At 65.7% G+C, this 18,092-nt stretch carries 16 protein-coding genes; 7 read left to right on the top strand and 9 right to left on the bottom strand.

The features are described from left to right. Positions 1–61: 61 nt before the first annotated feature. A complete protein-coding gene (locus O3305_RS06115) occupies positions 62–823 on the bottom strand; it encodes a polyamine aminopropyltransferase (protein ID WP_269575591.1) in 762 nt (253 codons plus the stop codon). Positions 824–897: 74 nt separating this feature from the next. Beyond that, positions 898–2,949 (bottom strand): NAD(+) synthase, encoded by a 2,052-nt coding sequence (locus O3305_RS06110; RefSeq protein ID WP_269575590.1) that lies wholly within the window; start codon positions 2,947–2,949, stop codon positions 898–900. A 95-nt stretch (positions 2,950–3,044) separates the two neighbouring features. On the opposite strand from O3305_RS06110, the gene O3305_RS06105 reads away from it, so the two are divergent. Next, positions 3,045–4,556, top strand: a complete 1,512-nt coding sequence (locus tag O3305_RS06105; RefSeq protein ID WP_269575589.1) for a hypothetical protein — start codon at positions 3,045–3,047, stop codon at positions 4,554–4,556. 254 nt (positions 4,557–4,810) lie between these two features. Here the strand turns inward: O3305_RS06105 and O3305_RS06100 are convergent, their stop codons facing one another. After that, on the bottom strand, positions 4,811–5,527 hold the full coding sequence (locus O3305_RS06100) for a murein L,D-transpeptidase catalytic domain family protein (RefSeq protein ID WP_269575588.1): 717 nt from the start codon (positions 5,525–5,527) through the stop codon (positions 4,811–4,813). A gap of 263 nt (positions 5,528–5,790) precedes the next feature. Here O3305_RS06100 and O3305_RS06095 point away from each other — a divergent pair, with 263 nt between their 5' ends. From O3305_RS06095 to mtnA, 5 genes are all read left to right on the top strand, one after another. Beyond that, on the top strand, positions 5,791–6,501 hold the full coding sequence (locus tag O3305_RS06095) for a L,D-transpeptidase family protein (RefSeq protein ID WP_269575587.1): 711 nt from the start codon (positions 5,791–5,793) through the stop codon (positions 6,499–6,501). A 45-nt stretch (positions 6,502–6,546) separates the two neighbouring features. After that, on the top strand, positions 6,547–7,164 hold the full coding sequence (locus O3305_RS06090; protein ID WP_269575586.1) for a methylthioribulose 1-phosphate dehydratase: 618 nt from the start codon (positions 6,547–6,549) through the stop codon (positions 7,162–7,164). Continuing rightward, positions 7,161–7,703: a 1,2-dihydroxy-3-keto-5-methylthiopentene dioxygenase gene (locus O3305_RS06085; protein WP_353739223.1), complete on the top strand. Its 543-nt coding sequence runs from the start codon at positions 7,161–7,163 to the stop codon at positions 7,701–7,703. Before O3305_RS06090 ends, O3305_RS06085 begins: the two co-directional genes overlap by 4 nt. Positions 7,704–7,821: 118 nt before the next feature. After that, a complete protein-coding gene (gene mtnC, locus O3305_RS06080; protein WP_269575584.1) occupies positions 7,822–8,451 on the top strand; it encodes an acireductone synthase in 630 nt (209 codons plus the stop codon). After that, positions 8,448–9,494 carry an S-methyl-5-thioribose-1-phosphate isomerase gene (gene mtnA, locus O3305_RS06075; RefSeq protein ID WP_269575583.1) on the top strand — a complete coding sequence of 349 codons (1,047 nt, stop codon included), beginning with the start codon at positions 8,448–8,450 and terminating at the stop codon, positions 9,492–9,494. The genes mtnC and mtnA overlap by 4 nt, the downstream gene beginning before the upstream one ends. Positions 9,495–9,525: 31 nt before the next feature. Here the strand turns inward: mtnA and O3305_RS06070 are convergent, their stop codons facing one another. Both O3305_RS06070 and O3305_RS06065 read right to left on the bottom strand, forming a co-directional pair. Beyond that, positions 9,526–10,233, bottom strand: a complete 708-nt coding sequence (locus O3305_RS06070) for a hypothetical protein (protein ID WP_184165378.1) — start codon at positions 10,231–10,233, stop codon at positions 9,526–9,528. A 112-nt stretch (positions 10,234–10,345) separates the two neighbouring features. Further along, positions 10,346–11,500 (bottom strand): aminotransferase, encoded by a 1,155-nt coding sequence (locus tag O3305_RS06065; RefSeq protein WP_269575582.1) that lies wholly within the window; start codon positions 11,498–11,500, stop codon positions 10,346–10,348. A gap of 84 nt (positions 11,501–11,584) precedes the next feature. Here O3305_RS06065 and O3305_RS06060 point away from each other — a divergent pair, with 84 nt between their 5' ends. Next, a complete protein-coding gene (locus O3305_RS06060; protein WP_269575581.1) occupies positions 11,585–11,818 on the top strand; it encodes a hypothetical protein in 234 nt (77 codons plus the stop codon). 210 nt (positions 11,819–12,028) lie between these two features. Here the strand turns inward: O3305_RS06060 and O3305_RS06055 are convergent, their stop codons facing one another. The 4 genes from O3305_RS06055 to O3305_RS06040 all read right to left on the bottom strand — a co-directional run bounded on the left by O3305_RS06055 (position 12,029) and on the right by O3305_RS06040 (position 17,851). Then, complete coding sequence (locus tag O3305_RS06055) at positions 12,029–12,496, bottom strand: hypothetical protein (RefSeq protein WP_269575580.1); 468 nt, start codon at positions 12,494–12,496, stop codon at positions 12,029–12,031. Positions 12,497–12,549: 53 nt separating this feature from the next. Then, on the bottom strand, positions 12,550–13,392 hold the full coding sequence (locus tag O3305_RS06050; RefSeq protein WP_269575579.1) for an NPP1 family protein: 843 nt from the start codon (positions 13,390–13,392) through the stop codon (positions 12,550–12,552). 396 nt (positions 13,393–13,788) lie between these two features. Continuing rightward, positions 13,789–16,818 carry a TonB-dependent receptor domain-containing protein gene (locus O3305_RS06045; protein ID WP_269575578.1) on the bottom strand — a complete coding sequence of 1,010 codons (3,030 nt, stop codon included), beginning with the start codon at positions 16,816–16,818 and terminating at the stop codon, positions 13,789–13,791. A gap of 34 nt (positions 16,819–16,852) precedes the next feature. Next, complete coding sequence (locus O3305_RS06040) at positions 16,853–17,851, bottom strand: glycosylasparaginase (protein WP_269575577.1); 999 nt, start codon at positions 17,849–17,851, stop codon at positions 16,853–16,855. Positions 17,852–18,092: the final 241 nt, after the last annotated feature.

Genomic DNA, 18,092 nt, shown 5'->3' with positions numbered 1-18,092 from the left:
CCGACTTTTTGTCAGCGTTGTCGGCGAGCTTATATCCGTCAAGCTGTGGTAACGCTATCACTCAGATGGTCGTAGTCGGCAGCCAGCGTTCGCGCATCCAGCGCCGGGCCACGGCATCGATAATGGCGGCATGACCGGGATAGCCGGGCCCGATCAATGGCAGGCCCATGCGTGCGATCGTCGCCATGATCCCCGCCGCGTCGAGCGTCAGGCCGGCGGCACGGGCGTGGCGGGCGATCTCCAGTTCCTGTCCCCAGAAATAGATCGCGCCGGCCTGCACATTGGCCTGCATGCGGCGCACCTCTTCCACGCGCCCGTCACTGATCAGTGGCAGCCAGATATCGGGCATCAGCAGATCGACCGGCGTATCTGCCCGCCATTCCAGCGCGTCCCCTTGAAGGACGCGCAGCTTGGCGCGGGCGGCGTCAGGCAGCTGGCCGAAGAGGTCCAGTTCGCGGTGCAGCGCCAGCACCTCCGGGTCGCGCTCGATCACGGTCACCTGCGTCACCTTCTCGTGCAGCGCCGCCGCACCAGCGGCCCAGCCCATGCCGAGGCCCATGATCACGACATGCCCGTGGGCCAGCGCCAGCCCGATCGTCTGGCTCTCGATCTCCAGCGGCGTGATCGACATCCAGGTCTCGCCGGCGCGAAGCAGCACCGGCACTTCCGCCATGAAGCTGGTCGGGCCCCAATAGCCCTGCGCCAGGATGTTCTGGCCGATCTGGATTTCCCAGTCGCCGCTGCGGATGGGCTGGTAGCGCGGCAGGAACCACTGCGTCTCGAATGACGGGACGCCCAGCGCCTCGGCCCAGTTTCCGTGCAAAGCGATCCTCCCGACTGACGCAGGAGATCGAGCTTAGCGGCACCGGACAGGGCGTCGAGCGCCGATCGCACCGTTTAGGGCAGGTTCGCCTTCAGCTCGGCCTGCCACGCCCGCGCCACGCTGTCCGACGGTGCGCGCCAGTCGCCGCGCGGGCTCAGCGCACCACCGGCCGAGACCTTGGGTCCATTGGGCAGGGCGGAGCGCTTGAACTGGCTGGTCTGGAAGAAGCGGAACAGGAATTCCCGCAGCCACCTTGCGATCGTCTCCAGATCATAGCGGTTGCGCGCATCCTCGGGGAAGCCGATCGGCCATTGTCCCGCGTTGGCGTCCTGCCAGGCATGCCAGGCGAGGAAGGCGATCTTGCTGGGCTTCAGCCCGAAGCGGATCGTGTAGTGGAGGAAGAAGTCGTGCAGCTCGTACGGCCCGATCCGGTCCTGCGTGCTCTGCATCCTGCCGTCGGCATCGGCGGGCACGAGCTCGGGCGAGATCTCGGTGTCGAGGATGGCGGTCAGCACGTCCGCCGCTTCGCCGGTGAACTGGTCGGTCTGCACGGTCCACCGGATCAGATACTGGATCAGCGTCTTGGGTACGCCGGCGTTCACGCCGTAATGGCTCATCTGATCGCCGACGCCATAGGTGCACCAGCCGAGCGCCAGTTCGCTGAGATCCCCGGTGCCCAGCACGAAGCCCTGACGCTGGTTGGCAAGGCGGAAGAGATAGTCGGTGCGCAGGCCCGCCTGGACGTTCTCGAAGGTCACGTCATAGACCGGCTCGCCATTGGCATAGGGATGCCCGATCCCCTCGAGCATCGTCTTCGCCGCCGGGCGGATGTCGATCTCGGCACCGGTCACGCCCAATGCGTTCATCAGCGCCCAGGCGTTCGACTTGGTGCCGTCGCTGGTCGCAAAGCCCGGCATGGTGAAGCCAAGGATGTCGGTGCGCGGACGGCCGAGCCGGTCCATCGCCCTGGCAGCGACGATCAGCGCATGGGTGGAGTCGAGCCCGCCCGAGACGCCGATGACGATATGCTTCGCGCCGGTGGATTCCAGCCGCTTGCGCAGGCCCTCCACCTGGATATTGAACGCCTCGTAGCAATCCTCTTCGAGCTTCGACGGGGTGTTGGGCACGAACGGAAAGCGGCGCAGCTTCCGCAGCAGGCCCTTGTCGGCATAATCGGGCCGGTGCTGGAAGACGATGCGCCGGAAGCGCGTCTCGGGATCGCCATTGGCGGCGGCGCAGTCGTTGAACGTGCCCATCCGCATCCGCTCGAGCCGGATGCGCTCCAGGTCGATGTCCGCGCAGACGACTTCGGTGGTCAGCTCGAAACGCTCGGTGCTGGCGATCTGCTCACCCAGTTCGTGGATCATGCCCTGGCCGTCCCAGGCAAGGTCGGTGGTGCTCTCGCCGGGACCCGATGCGGAATAGACATAGGCCGCTACCGCACGTGCCGATTGCGCGGCGCAGAGTAGCGCCCGTTCGCGGGCCTTGCCGACGGTGATGTTCGAGGCGGAAAGGTTGCACAGCACCAGCGCACCGGCCAGCGCCCCCTCGGTGGAGGGGGGCAGGGGCGCCCAGTAATCCTCGCAGATCTCGGCGTGGAAGACGAAATCGGGCAGTTCCTCGGCGGCGAAGATCAGGTCGGTGCCGAAGGGCACGGTCTGGCCTGCGACATCGATCTCCAGCCCGGCAAGCCCGGCGCCGAGCGCGAACCAGCGCTTCTCATAATATTCGCGGTAATTGGGCGGGTAGCTCTTGGGCACCACGCCCAGGATGCGCCCGCGCGCGATCACCACCGCGCAATTGTAGAGCCGCCCGCTCCGCCGCAGCGCCGCGCCGACCAGCAGCACCGGCTTCAGCTCGGCGCTGGCCGTCATGATCGCGGCGATACCCGCTTCGGTCGCGTCGCAGATCACGTCCTGCAGATGCAGGTCGTCGATCGCGTAGGAAGTGATGTTGAGCTCGGGAAAGACGAGCAGGTCCGCGCCCATCGCGTCGCCCTGCCGCGCCAGCGCGATCGCCGCCTCGGCATTGGCGACGGGATCGGCCACCGTGGTGATCGGGGTGCACACGCCCGCGCGGATCATTCCCTGGCGGTGGATCGAATAAAAAGGGTGGGACTGGGCCATCGTCTCCGTCTTGCAGCGACATGTTTCGATCTGTTGCATCCCCTAGTCGCTCGGCTCCGCTTGTGCCAGTCCCGCTTAGGCTCTACCCGCAGGCGATGCTCCACTGGATCCGTCGCCAGTTCGATGCGCATCCGGTGCGCGCGGTCATGGTGGTCTTCGCTGCCTATACGGTCTTCAAGATCAACCTGAAGTTCTTCGCGCCGGCGGGGCCGTGGTGGCGCGGCTGGCACGATCAGATGCAGTATCTGAAATCGGCAAAGGCGTTCCTGCATTTCGACCTGAGCCCGGACCAGCATTGGTATCCCTTGCTCTATCCGCTCGCCGGCGCGCCCTTCGCCTGGGCGCCGACGCCGTTCGTGCCGATCAACCTGCTCTGCTATGCGGCGGCCTTCTGGGGCTTCCACCGCGTCTGCGCGCGCTTCGGGGTGGGGAGCCTCGCGGCGGGCCTGCTGTTCCTCGCCGCGACGATCGGCGACCTGCGCATCTCCAAATTCTGGCTCGAGCCCTGGACGACGACGATGTCGGCCGCCTTCATCTGGCTGGCCTTCGCCGAGGCTGCCGACATGATGTTCGGCGAGCGCCGCCGGCCCTGGCGGCTTGGCGCGCTGCTGATGGCGATCGCGCTGGTCCGCCCGGCCGATGTGGTGGTCAGCGCGGTGATCGGCGGCTTCGCGCTGTGGCGGCCGGTGCTGATCGAGAAGCGCTGGGGCGATCTGGCGAAGGGGTTGGGCGGGGCGGGGGCGGCGCTGCTGCCCTATGTGCTGCTGTACCTCGCAATCTATGGCCCGCGCCTTACCGACTATACGATCCTGTCAGGCGATTACGGCTTCGCCTTTGCCGATCTCGGCTGGAAGGCGAGCATCCTGCTCGTCGATCCCTCGCCCTGGTTCCCCGGCGAGACCGGGCTGCTGCGCGAGCTGCCCTGGCTGCTCACCGGCACGGCGGGCCTGATCCTCGGCGTGATGCGCCTCCAGGGGCCGACGCGCTGGCTGACGCTCTGCATGGTGCTGGTCGCCCTGATCTACACGACGATGATGCTCGCCTATGTCGATCTGGTTCCCAGCGGCATGTGGCGCTTCTTCAACGCGCACTACTTCAAATGGCTGTTCCCGATGGCGGCGCTGTTCACCTGGCTGCTGGTCCGTTGGCGCGATGCGCGCGGGATCGCGGTGGTGGTGGCGCTGGTGCTGCTCGCCAGCTTCCGCATCGTCCCGCGCCCGGCCGAGCCGCAGGAGCCGGCCAAGGCGATCGCCTTCGCCGCGCCGCAAGCGCCCTGGCAGGACATCTATTTCGCCCGCTCGGCGGTGGTCGATGCGAAGGGTGCACAGCGCAGCCCTGCCGATTATCACCAGCTGCCGATGGGCGACCGGGTGATGGCCATCGCCTTCAAGCGCCGGTTCGAGGGGGATGTGCTCTGGTACGGCGTCACGCCTGCCAGCGTCGCGACCTGGCCCAAGGGCAGCGGCAAGGCGGATGTGGTGCTGCCGGGTAGCTGGCCGCAAAGGCCGATCGCGCGCTACGCGACCAAGCTGACCTTCGGCTACCCATGCTGGGCGCCGCCCTTCCCATGCGGGACCGGGCCGGGGCCGGGACTGCCGAAGAACTAGGCGGTGTCGGCGTCCAACATCGGAGTTGGGACGACTCGTGAAAGTACACAAAGTACAGGCCAGGAGCGTGTTCTCGGGTGCCCTAAGTTGACATAGTTCCCGTATTGGCTGCGCATCTCGCAATATCCTTGCGTGCGCGCGATCCTATCTTTCCTACAAAGCAAGGAGCGGCCGGGACCGGGGTCCCGACCGCTCCAGCGAAACATGCGAAATCCTACATTGCAACGGGACAGGAGTGTCCCGGCAATGGGCGCTCAAACCTTGGCGGCGTAGATCATCCGGCCCGGGCCGAGGCGCTCGAACAGCTTGGCCAGCTCGTTCTCGCCTACCGCGAAGCAGCCCTGGCTGCGGCCGAGCTTGCCATGCTTGCCGATCATGTCGGCATTGGCATACCAGGCCGAGTGGACGACGATCGCACGATCGAGCGCGTTGTTGTTGGTCGGGTCGAGGCCGAGCAGGCGCTGCGAGTCGCCATGCTTGCCGACATAATAATCGGCGGTGAGGAACGCGCCTTCGCAGGTCGCTTCCGAATTCACTTCGTTCGAGAAGCGCTGGAGCATGCCGCTATGGCTCGGGTCCGAACCGATGCCGTGCGCGACGAGGAAGCGCTCGACCTGGCCGGTGCCGAGGTTGACGACATGGAAGCGCGGATTGTTCGACGAGGTGGCGAAATCGGCGATCGCGATGCGGTCATGCGAGGCGATGCGCATCGAATGGCGATTGAGCGCGGCGACCGCCTTCTTGAACAATTCGGGGCGGATGCCGTTCGGCACGCCCGGCACCTTGGCGACGGTTGCCAGTTCGGGTGCCTTGGGGATGGGCGGGACCGAGGAGGGGACCGGCACCGGCGCCGGTGCCATCGCGGTGTTGATCGTGCGCGAGGCGCAGGCCGAAACCACCGCACCGCTGGTCATCACCATCGCAGCCTTCAGCAAGGCGCGACGCGTCTGAATCGTATCGAGGCTATCCATCACTATCCAAAGAACCCGCTGCTTTACCCCTTGGGGGAATCTATATCAGACAGATGGTAAGCGGGGCGCTTAACATCTGTCCCAAGTTGCGCGGCTCGCCGCAACGCATGCCCGGTTCGCCGAAGCGGGGCGAAAATCCGGAACATTGCCAGCGATTTGCCCGCGTGAAATATCCGCGATTCGGCAGCGGAGCGAAATTAGGTTAATTTCGTTAAGGAATCGCCCTGAGCCGTCCTGGCTCACCGGATTCGGAGAGCTGTTTGATGCGTTCCGGCGCCCTTGCCGTCCTGCTGCTGGCCAGTGCCACGATCCTTCCCGCCATTCCCGCTACCGCGCAGGTCGCCGCGTCGGACACGATGCAGCTGGCCCCCGATGCGCTGCGCAACGGGCAATGGGCCTGGTACAAGGAGCCGCAGCTGATCAAGGCGAGCACCAATGACTGGGATCCCGTCTCGATCGTGGTCAGCATCCCGGACCAGCGGGCCTATGTCTATCGCGGCGGCAAGCTGGTCGGCGCCAGCACCGTCTCGACCGGATCGGACGGGCACGAGACGCCGACCGGCGCCTTCACCATCCTGCAGAAGAAGGTGTTTCACCGCTCGAACCTCTATTCGAACGCCCCGATGCCCTACATGCAGCGGCTGACCTGGGATGGGATCGCGCTCCATGCCGGCCGTCTGCCGGGCTATCCGGCCTCGCATGGCTGCATCCGCTTCCCCGCAGCCTTCGCCAAGCAGCTCTACGCGCTGACCGAGCTGGGCGGCGACGTGATGGTCACCGATGAGCCGGTGATCACGCCCGAGCGCTCCGGCCCCGCCACCCCGCTGCTGATGGCCGACGCCCGCAATCTGGGCGGCGAGGCGTTCAACATGGTGACGATGTCGGGGCCCGCGCCGCGCCCGCAGCCCGCGACCTTCGTCACCGGCCCGGCGCGCGAGATCGTCCAGCCGATCGGGCGACGAGGCTCGAAATAAATTCTGTAATGCGCGCGTAGCCTTGGATCGGCTAAGCGCGATTCCATGACGATGTCCTTCGAAGATGCCGCGACAGGCCTGGTCGAGGTCGGCCGCCGGCTCGACGCGCGCGGCTGGGCGCCCGCCACGGCCGGCAATTACTCGGTGCGGCTCGACGACGGCAGCATCGCCGTCACCGTGTCCGGCTGGCACAAGGGGCGACTGACGCCCGCGGGCGTGATGCGCGTCGATCTGGACGGCACCCCGCTCACCCCGGGCAAGCCCTCGGCCGAGACCGACCTGCATTTGGCGATCTACCGGCTGTTCCCCCATGTCGGCGCGGTGCTGCACGGGCACTCTCCCGAGGCCGTGGGCATGAGCCGGGCTGCCGCCGACGCCAGCGAATGGGTATTCGCCGGGCACGAGATGCTCAAGGTCTTCCCGGGCAACACCACGCATGAGGCCGAGATCCGCCTGCCGATCGTCGACAACAGCCAGGACATGGCGGTGATCGAGGAAGCGATCCGTCCCGCCTTGCTGGCGCCGAACGCCGCGCCTGCCTATCTTATCCGCAGCCATGGGCTCTATGCCTGGGGCAAGGACCTGGCCGAAGCCGAGCGCGTGCTGGAAGGCACCGAATGGCTGATCGCCGCCGAACTGGCCGAAAGGGCATGGAAACGATGACCCATCTCCGCATCTTCGACGAAGCGGGCGGCGCCCCGCTGACCGATACCCGCGACGCCGTTGCCATCGCCGCCGCACTCGCCCCGATCGGGGTGCGCTTCGAGCAATGGCCCTCGCGCCCGCTCGCCGCCGATGCCGGGCAGGACGAGGTGCTCGAGGCTTTCGCGCCCGAGGTCGAGCGGCTCAAGGCAGAGAATGGCTATCAGTCGGTCGACGTGATCCGCATGGTTCCCGATCACCCCGAAAAGGCGAACCTGCGCACCAAGTTCCTCTCCGAGCATCGCCATTCGGAGGATGAGGTCCGCTTCTTCGTGGAAGGCGAGGGGTTGTTCACCCTGCGCGAGGGCGAGAGGATCTACGCCGTGCTCTGCGAGGAGGGAGACCTGATCTCGGTTCCGGCCGGCACGCGCCACTGGTTCGACATGGGGCCTTCGCCTCGGTTTACCGCGATCCGCCTGTTCACCAATGCCGATGGCTGGATCGCCAACTTCACCGGCGACGCGATCGCGGACCGCTTTCCGCGGCACGAGCCGGCCTGACCTCTACACCGTCATCCCCGCGCAGGCGGGGATCCAGAGTCACGAAGGACATCGCTCTGCCACTCTGGATCCCCGCCTGCGCGGGGATGACGAAGGGAAGAGGGATGACGAGAGTATCATGAAACCCAAAGCCATTCTCCTCGACATCGAAGGCACGACGAGCAGCATCAGCTTCGTTGCCGCCGAGCTTTTCCCCTATGCACGCAAGCACTTGTCGGCATTTGTTGAAGCGAACCCCGAAGTCGCCGCACCGATCCTGGCGCAGGTGCCGGGGGACGATCCGGTCGCGACCCTGCTGCAGTGGATCGACGAGGACCGCAAGGAAACGCCGCTCAAGACGCTCCAGGGCCTGATCTGGGCGCAGGGCTATGCCGATGGCGAGCTCAAGGGCCATGTCTATCCCGACACGCCCGAGGCGCTGCGCCGCTGGACCGAGGCGGGGATCAAGGTGAACATCTATTCCTCGGGCTCGATCGCGGCGCAGAAGCTGATCTTCGGGCACTCGATCGCCGGGGACCTGACACCATTCCTGAGCGGCTATTTCGACACCACCACCGGCCCCAAGCGCGACAGCGATTCCTATACGAAGATCGTCGATGCCCTCGATCTCGCGCCGTCCGAACTGCTGTTCGTCTCCGACATGGTGGCGGAGGTCGATGCCGCGCATGAGGCGGGGCTCCAGGCATTGCTGATCGATCGCGCCGGTGGCGCGGCCGATGTCCATTCTCTCGCGGAAGTGCTCCCATGATCCTCGAAGGCCGTCCGACCCGCTCGATCCGTCGCACCGAAGACGGCAAGGGCGCGGTGATCCTCGACCAGCGCAAGCTGCCCTGGGACATCAAATGGGTCGAGCTGCGCGACGTCGATGCCGCCGCCGTGGCGATCCGCGAAATGTGGACGCGCGGCGCGCCGATGATCGGTGCGACGGCGGCCTACGGCTATGCGATGGCGCTGGCGGTCGATCCGGACGATGCGAGCCTGGCCGCTGCCTATGACAAGCTGTTCGAGACCCGCCCCACCGCGATCAACCTGCGCTGGGCGCTTGACGCGGTGCGCGCGGCGGTGGCCGATCTGCCCGAAGGCGAACGCGCCGAGGCAGCCTTCAAGCGGGCGGATGAAATCTGCGATGAGGATGCCGAACTTTGCCGCTCGATCGGTGAGCATGGGCTTGCGCTGTTCAAGCAGCTGCACGGGAAGAACCCGGATCGCCCGCTCAACATCCTGACCCATTGCAATGCCGGCTGGCTGGCGACGGTTGATTACGGCACCGCCACCGCGCCGATCTATCTCGCGCATGATGCGGGAATCCCGGTGCATGTATGGGTCGACGAGACCCGACCGCGCAATCAGGGCGCGCTGCTCACGGCGTTCGAGCTGCGCAACCACGGCGTGCCGCACACGGTGATCGCCGACAATGCCGGCGGGCTTCTGATGATGAAGGGGCAGGTGGATGCGGTGGTGGTCGGCACCGACCGCGTCACCCGCAACGGCGATGTCTGCAACAAGATCGGCACCTATCTGAAGGCGCTTGCGGCACACGACAATGACGTGCCCTTCTATGTTGCGCTGCCCTACACGACCTTCGACCCGAATACCGAAAGCGGCGCCGACATTCCGATCGAGGAGCGCAGCGCCGAGGAGTTGACCCGGCTCAGCGGGCCGCTGGCAAACGGGGAAATCGGCACTGTCCGGGTAACCGATTCCCCCGCCGCCAATCCAGCATTCGATGTAACTCCCGCACGCCTGGTGACGGGTTACATCACCGAGCGTGGGGTGCTGGACAGGATCTGACCCTGTCCCCCTTGGTATCCGCCGGACGCGCTTAGCGCGGCTCGGTCTTCACCGTCGTCGTAGTGGTCGTCGAGGCTGCCGGACGGGTGACGGTGGTGGTCGTCTTGCGGACCGGCTTCTTCACGACCTTGCGCGTCGTCGTGCGCGACGAGGAATAGGTGCGCGCCGGTTGGGTGGTCGTGGTCTCGATCGTGGTCGCTACCGGCTGGGCCGCCGCGGCACGCGCCGCTGCCGCATCCGCCGCAGCCGACTGGGCGGCTACCGCTGCCGCTTCGGCGCGCGCGTTCGCCGCGGCCGCGTCACTCTGCGCGGTCAGTGCCGCATCCTGCGCGGCTGCGCGCTGGCTGGCTTCCGCGGCGGCATCGGCCGAGGCATTGGCGGCTGCGGCCTGTGCATCGCGGCGCGCGTCCTGCTCGGCGGCGATCTGCGCGCCCTTGTTGCGTTCGGATTCGGCCAGCGCCGCATCGGCGAGACCCGAAGCGCGGCGTGCCTCGTTGATCGTCGAATCGCGGTGGTCGCGTGCCAGCTGGTCCTTGGCGGTGCGCAGCGATTCTTCGGCGCGCGCATAGGCGTCCGGGGCATATTTGTCGGCGCCGGCGGTCTGGGCGGCTTCCACCTTGGCCGTCGCTTCGGCAACGGCGGTGCGCGCGCGGTCGATCCGGCTCTGGGCCAGCGACGGCGTCGCGATCAGGATCGCGGCAACCGCAGCGCCGCGCATCAGGAACTTCATGTTACGCATGATACAACTCCACTTGTCCCGCGGCCCGGCGAACGTGCCGGAAACGCGGCGAGTTGCGCGCGTCACGGTGAAGCGGGTGCTTCCGCCGATGAAACGAAGGTGCGCCGAGTCGTCAGGCCAGCCGGTCGCGTGCCTCGGCGATGCGGGCGATGGCCGCGTCGAGCGTCGCGTCTTCCTTGACGAAACAGAAGCGCAGCACGTTGGTGACGGCATCCTCGGCATAGAAAGCCGAGACCGGGATCGAGGCGACGCCGGCCTCGTCGATCAGCTTGTTGGCGAAGCTGACATCGTCGAGCGCGATGCCCGAGGCGGTGAGATCGATCGACAGGAAATAGGTCGCGGCGCTCGGCAACACGGCGAAGCCTGCGCCCTCCAGCCCGGTGCGCAATCGGTCGCGTCCGGCCTGGAAGCGGTGGCGTGCTTCCTGCACCCAGGCATCCTGGGTGGCGAGGCCTTCGGCAACCGCCCATTGCAGGTTAGGCGGGGTGGTGAAGGTGAGGAACTGGTGCGCTTTCGAAAGCACGCGGGCGATCGCCGGCGCCGCGCACATCCAGCCGACCTTGAAGCCGGTCAGCGCGAAGATCTTGCCGGCCGAACCGATCTTCACGGTACGCTCGCGCATGCCGGGGAAGCCGATCAGCGGCAGATGGCGCGCGCCGTCGAAGGTCACATGCTCCCAGACCTCGTCGCAGATCGCGATCAGGTCATGGCTCACGCAGAAGTCCGCCAGCATCGCCAGCTCGTCGGCGCTGCACATCGTCGCGGCGGGGTTGAGCGGGTTGTTGAGGATCAGCACGCGCGTCTTGCTGGAGACGGCGGCTTCCAGCGCTGCCTTGTCGATCTTCCATTCGGGCGGGCTCAGCCGCACGAACTTCGGCACGCCGCCGGCCTGGCGGATCAGTGGGACATAGGCGTCGTAGAGCGGCTGGAAGCAGATCACCTCGTCGCCGGGCGAGACGCAGGCGAAGATCGCCGCCGCCAGCGCCTCGGTCGCGCCCGAGGTTACCACCACTTCCTCCGCCGCCAGGTTGAGCCCCTGGTGGCGCGCATAATGGTCCGCCACCGCGCCGCGCAGCTCGGGCAGGCCGATCATCGGCGGGTATTGGTTCGACTTCTCGATCACCGCCCTGGCCGCGGCTTCGAGAACCGCTTCCGGCCCGCGGCCGTCGGCAAAGCCCTGGCCCAGGTTGATCGCCCCCGTCTCACGTGCGCGAGCGGACATTGCTTCGAAGATGGTGGTGCCGAGCTGGGCGTAGAGCGGGTTCATGGCCCGAGCTTGTGGCCGCTTGCATCTTTGGGTGCAACCGCCGCATTAGCCTCGCGTTCAGCCTAGCGCCAATAAGGGAAGATCATGACTAAGACCCCGCCCAAGCCGCAGGAAGCAAAGCCGCCTTATCCGATCGAGGAGGCGCCGCACGATCATCACGACGAGGGCAGCGAGGCGCTCCAGGCGGTGAAGGACATCGTCGAGGCCAAGAAGCGCTGGAAGCCCGATGCCAAGCAGATCGGCATGGGCGCCGCGATCGGCATCGGTTCGGCCGCGATCGTCGCGGGCCTGCTCTATTGGCGTGGCGGCAAGAAATAATCTTCCGGGCGACGAACCTGATTCGTCGCCCAATCCTCCGCCTCCGTCGCACCCGGCTCGCCCGGGTGCACGCATCCGGCCACAGCCTCTGCATGCCGTTTCGACCTGAACCCGACAGTTGGGGCGGCATACATCCCTGTGCCGGTGCGGATCGACGCCCAACCCGGTGCCTGACGGACGCCTCGCTTGCGGGGCGTCCGTCCTGGATCGCTAGGAAGCCGGCGGTTGTGCCGGCACCACGTCCGCGCGGATATGGAACAGGTTGCTCTCGATCTCGTCCATATGGACCGGTCCGGGCATGCGATACCCGTCCGCCTCGACCAGCCTGGCCAGCCCGCCCAGCAGCATTTCCTGCCGCACCTTGAGGAACTCGTCGCCGGTAGGCGGCGGTATCGTCGCGGTGACGGCGCAGCCCTTCGCGTCGCAGGAGAAGTCCACCTTCTCGAGCAGCGGATAGGCCTGGCGGACATGCGCGATCACCTTGTCCGGCGGCGTCGGCAGGCTCGTCGGGGCAACAGGTGCGGGGGAGGGGCTTTCTGTTGCGGCGGGGGTAGTGACGACCACCGCGCCCGTGCTGGGCATCGGGGTGCTCTCGGCGCCCCGCTGGGTAAACCAGAAGCCGCCGATCGCGACGATCAGCGCCGTGCCGCCGAGCAGCGGCAGATATTTCGAAGCCATTTGTATCTCGCCGAAAGGTCCGCCCCATGCCGATGGCACGGGGCGGCGCAGGGTCAGCAGATGGTCGAGCCGGTCGGGCAGCCCGGCGAGTTCGCGCCCGAATCGGTGTTCGGATCGAAGCCCGGCGTGATGCTCGAGTTCACCGTCGCGGCGAGGACGCTCGAGAAGCGCGAGTCCTTCAGGTCGAAATTGCCGCTGCCGAAATTATAGTTCGAGATGGCGTTGCGGACGCTGGCCGAGGGGTAGCCGTTCCAGCTCACCAGCGGCTGGATCAGCCACTGGCCGGTGCCGTTTTCGGGCGGCTCGTCGCCATTGTCGGTCTTCGAGAAGCGCCAAAGGTGCGAGAAACCCCAGGTTTCGTAGTGATAGACCATCTTCACGTGCTGGCCGCTGGTGTCGCTCTGGAAGCGCAGCTGCCCGCCGCTGGTCGCGCGGGTTTCCCAGCCGCCGTGGTTGCCGCGGGTTACGCCGACCACGGTGCTGCTTGTGCCCTGGTCGGTGGTCCACACGATCACCGATTCCCAGTCATAGGCGTGCGAGAAATCCGACTGCCAGAAATAGCTGTAGACGCGGGCGCAATAGCCGTTGTTGCAGCGGGCGCGGACATAGACGTTGCTCGTCGTGCGGTAGCTCGCGTTGCGGCACGAGGCCGGCGGCAGCGTGGCGTAGGTCGAGGCGCCGGCGCTGATCGCGCCCGATGCATTGACCGCCGGCACGTTGAAGCAGACGTCGGTGTCGAAATCGATCGCCGGCTGGAAGCGCTTGTCGAGCGCGGTCGCCAGCTCGGGCAGCGGCGCCACCGGTGCGGGCCAACCCTGCGCCTGTGCGGCTTCGGGTAGCAGGATCGTCAGTGTGCCGAGGGCGGCAATGGCCAGTGTTTTGAATTGGCTCTTCATACAATCTCCCAATGCAAGAAAATATGGAGTGAAGTTGCGCCAAATCGCCTTCGCAATTATAGTTGCGAAGTATTTTATTCTATACTTTTAGCGAATCGCGCATGATTTAATTCGCGCGATACTGTGAAACTAATGTTTCAATATTCATATTGCGTTTCTGGTAAGGATATTATTCGTTGGTCCATTCTTTCTGGAAGACGGGTTCCGGTGGTCTGGTCGCGCAATGCCTCGATCCTTCCGCCGGGCGTCCATGGCCTCGAAGGGAAGACGGAAGGTCGGCGATATCCGGACAATTTTTTCGGCGGAGGCGCCATCGAGGCCGGGTGCGCGACGGGCAAATAAAAGGGCCCGCCTTCCGGAGAAGGCGGGCCCTGAGGTTCTAGCGAAGGGCTAGTTTTAGAAGTTGACCGTCGTGCTGAAGGCGATCTGGCGGCCGAGCGAGTCGTACCGGGCCGAGATCGTGTTCGCGCGCGACAGGCCGATGTCATACGAGTTCGGCATGACCGGCGGCGTCTTGTCGAGGATGTTGTTCGCCGCGATCCGGAACGAGAAGCTCTTCTCGACGCGGAAGTTCAGCGACAGATCGAAGTAATCATACGCGTCGATCCGGTAGAAGGTCTTGCGCACCGTGCTCGCATCCGCGCCGAGGCTGGCCTCGCCCGAGTTCGAGGTACGGGTCAGCGGACCCAGGTGGCGCCAGTTCAGCGACATGCTGAAGAACTGGTCCGGCGTGGTGTAGGTGCCACGCAGGTTGTGCGTCCACTTGGCGATGAACTGGCCGCAGCCGGCGCCGCCATAATAGCCAACGCAGTTACGCTCCGCGAGGAACGACGCGTCCTGCGCGCCAGCCAGCGTGGTCAGCGTGCCGGCGAAGTCGAAGTCCAGGCGACCGATGTTGCCACCGAGCGGCAGCGCATACTGGCCCTGGAAGTCCCAGCCATGCGACTTGCTCTTGTAGTAGTTGGTCGTGCCCTGGCGGATGAAGCCAGTGGTCGGGTTGGTCGTCGGGTTGCTCGACAGCGTGCCGTCCGCGTTACGCACGAACATGCTGCAGAAGAACGGATCGGCGGTCTGCTGGCAGCCCTGCGAGAAGTAGGCGTAGTCGTTGTAGCCGATCGACTGGTTCAGATCGATCAGGAAGCGATCGGCCGAAACCACCAGGCCCGGGAGGAAGCGCGGCTTCAGCACCACACCGAAGGTCTTGGTGTAGGCGGTTTCCGGATCCACGGTGAACCCGCCGGCGCGATAGGTGCAGCCAACATCGGTCGGGCAGAGCAGGGTGGCGCTGCCGTAGAGGTTGTCGGCCAGGCCGGTTGCGCGGCACGCTTCGCGCGATGCCGTCGGGGCGCCATAGACATTGACCGGGCGACCCGTGACCGGATCGATCGACGTGCTGACGACGGTCGGCGCGCAGATATCGTTATAGGCGGTGGTGATCCGGCCATAGCTGGTGTTCGAGCCCTGGAAGGACTCCACCACGGTCGGAGCGCGCTGGGCGCGGTTGATCGAGGCGCGGAACGTGATGTCCTCGACCGGAGCCCAGATCGCCTCGGCCTTCCAGGTCGAGAAGGTGTCCGGGTTGCTGCTGTACTTCGACAGACGATACGCACCGTTCACCTGGAGCAGGTCGGCGAAAGCCTTGTGCTGGGCGATCGGAACCTGGAGCTCGACGTTACCTTCCCAGACGTGCTGGGCGAGATAGCGGTCCGCGTCGTCGCTGACCGACTCGCGCCAGATCGCATCGGCGTGGCTCTTGAGCTGGTCTTCGCGATATTCGGCGCCGAACGCGATCGCCACGCCTTCGTCCGCCCACGGGCTCTTGATGCCGTAGGTGCCGAGATCGCCCTGGATGGTGGCGATGCCGTTGTAGAGCGTGTTGGTCGTGGTCGAGGTGCCGTAGGTGCCCGCGATCAGGTAGTTGTACAGCGCGGTGTTGTTCGTCGCCGAATTGGCGCTGAACGGATCGAAGGGCACGCAGCCGTTGGCGACGTCGTTGACGCAGCTGATCGTGCCGTTGTTGTTGACGACGTTCAGGGCGTTGTTGACGCGCGCATAGAGCGGGCCGGCCCAGCTGGTGTCCATCTGGTTGCGCGCATAGACGCCGCCGACATCGTAGCTCCAGCCCTTGGCGAACTCGCCGCGGACGCCGCCGGTGATGCGCAGGCCTTCATTGGTGTAGCGGTCCTCGAGATCGGGAACGCTGGTCATGCGGTAGCGCAGTTCGATCGGCACGAAGGTGCTGGTGCCTGCCGCGGTGCCGCAGATCGCGGTCGCCTGGGCGGCCGACATGTACGGGTTGTTGCAGCGGACCTGGTAGGGGCCGTCCGCATAGGCGGTCGAGCTGTAGACGCGGGCCGGATAGACGTTCGCCGACTTGTCGCGGAACCACATCGCGTTGGCATAGACTTCCGCCGCGTCCGAGATCTTGAACGAAGCGAAGCCGCCGGCATTCCAGCGCTCGTTCTTGCGCTGGAACGAGTAGCCGTCATACGGGTTCGCGGCCAGGGCCGACGAATAGGGCACGAAGGTGCGGGTGCCGTTCGGGTTGTTCAGATAGGCGTTGCCGGCGTTCGGGCCGCTCTGCGGCGAGACATAGCCATAGCCGGTGTAGCTCGAGATCGAGCAGCTGAGCGGGCCGTCCTTGGTGCCTTCGACGAGCTGGCAGCCCGAAGTCTCGCGCGCGCTGTAGGGAACGAGGTTCGCCTTGCGGTAATCGACATAGGCCGACACGTGCATGCGATCGTCGAAGAACTTCTTGCCGGCGGTAAGCGACAGGTCGACGCGGCCACCATCGGTGCTCAGGCCCTGGGCGGGCTGGGCGAAGCCGTAGTTCTTGGCAACCTGCGAGACGAGGCCCGGCTTGTTGTCGTGCGCGTAGAAATTGTAGTTCGCGTTCGCCTGGATGCCTTCGAAATTGTTGTCCAGGATGAAGTTGACCACGCCGGCGACGGCGTCCGAACCGTAGACGGCCGAGGCGCCGCCGGTCAGCACGTCGACGCGCGAGACGAGCGCGGTCGGGATCATGTTGGCGTCGAGGCCGTTCATCGTGCCGAGGCGCTTGCCATCGACCAGGATGAGGGTGCGCTCGAAGCCGAGGTTACGCAGCTTGATGCGCTGGCGGCCGTCCGAATCCTGATAGTTCTGCTGGCTGTCCGGCGCGACCGACGGAATGCGGTTCAGCACTTCTTCGATGTTCACGGCTGCCTGGGCGCGGATCGCTTCCGAGGTGACCGAGGTGATCGGCGACGCGGCGGCGGCGTTCGGACGCGTGATGCGGCTGCCCGTGACGACGATGGCGCCGTTGTCCTGGGCGTCGGCGGTCGAGACCGACGTGGTATCCTGCTCGGCTTCCTGCGCCATGGCAGGCGCGGCGAGCAGTACCGCAAAGCAAGTTGAACTCAGCAACAGGGCATTAAGCTTCTTCATTACATCCCCCTTGGAATCAGGAAATTGTTTCGGGTTATTTGGTGGCCGCAGGCTTTTTTAAGCTCTCAGCGGGCCGCACTTGGGTTCGTCCCTCAAGGTCGGTTACTGCGAAGGTGAAGCCGGGCTGCAGCGCGAAGGCGCCGATCTCGCCGCGGTCGTTGATCGCCAGGAAGCCGACCTGGGCGTCGCGCACCGCGTCGCCGCGGAGCTTGGCAATATGGAGCACGGCTTCGCGGCACGCCGCCTGGGGCGACATGCCGGCGCGCATCGACGCGACCACGCGTGCCGAGCCGGCGATCCGGGTGACTTCCTCGCCGACCCCGGTCGCGGTCGCGGCGCCGACGCCGGCCTCCACGAACAGACCCGAGCCGCATTGCGGCGAATCGCCGACGCGGCCACGAAGCTTGAACGCCATGCCCGAGGTGGTGCAGGCACCGGCAAGGCGGCCATCGGGACCGCAGGCGACGATGCCGATCGTGTCGTGATCCAGCGCGGTACCGCGCATGTTCTCGCTATTGGCGATCGGCTTGTACTTCGCCGTCTTGAGCCATTCGCGCCACGCAGCCTCAGCCTCGGGGGTAAGCAGCTTGGTGCGCTCGAATCCCTCCGAAATGGCGAATTGCCGTGCGCCTTCGCCGACCAGGAAAGTGTGTGGCGTCTTTTCCATCACCCGGCGCGCGACCGAGATCGGATGCATGAAATCCTCTAGCGCCGCGACGGCGCCGACATTGCCGCGATCGTCCATCAGGATCGCATCGAGCGTCACGTGACCGTCGCGATCGGGATAGCCGCTATAGCCGACCGAATGATTCTCGGGATCAGCCTCGGGAACGCGGGCGCCGGCCTCGACCGCATCAAGCAGGCTGTTGGTCTTCTTCCACTGGGCAAAGGCAGCGGCATTGGCGGCCGCGCCAAAATCCCAGGTCGAAACGATGAGGGCGCGGTTACCAGGCTTGGCGACGACGGGCGCCGCCGCGGCGAGCGTAGCGCCGCCGATACCCAATGCCATTGCTCTCCGACGCGTAGTTTCCATCGATGCCAACCCTGAATGCGAGCGCTAACATGCGACCGCGAATGGTTCGGATCGTCACCAGGACGTCCTAGCCTTGTCGTATGGTTGTCATAGGTGGAATATCACTTCAATACCAAAATCGACTTTGGTGCTATCGATCCGATAAATAGCACATCGCCGTTGCAAAATTGCGTCACTCGCCATCACGAGCCGCGGGAAATGACAGGCTAACCAGCTAATTCCGATGGGGATTTCCCTCCCG

This window comes from Sphingomonas sp. NIBR02145, assembly GCF_027359115.1.
Classification (GTDB): Bacteria; Pseudomonadota; Alphaproteobacteria; order Sphingomonadales; family Sphingomonadaceae; genus Sphingomonas; species Sphingomonas kyeonggiensis_A.
Note: the sequence above shows the minus strand (reverse complement) of the source record. Positions and strands in the feature narration are given on the sequence as shown.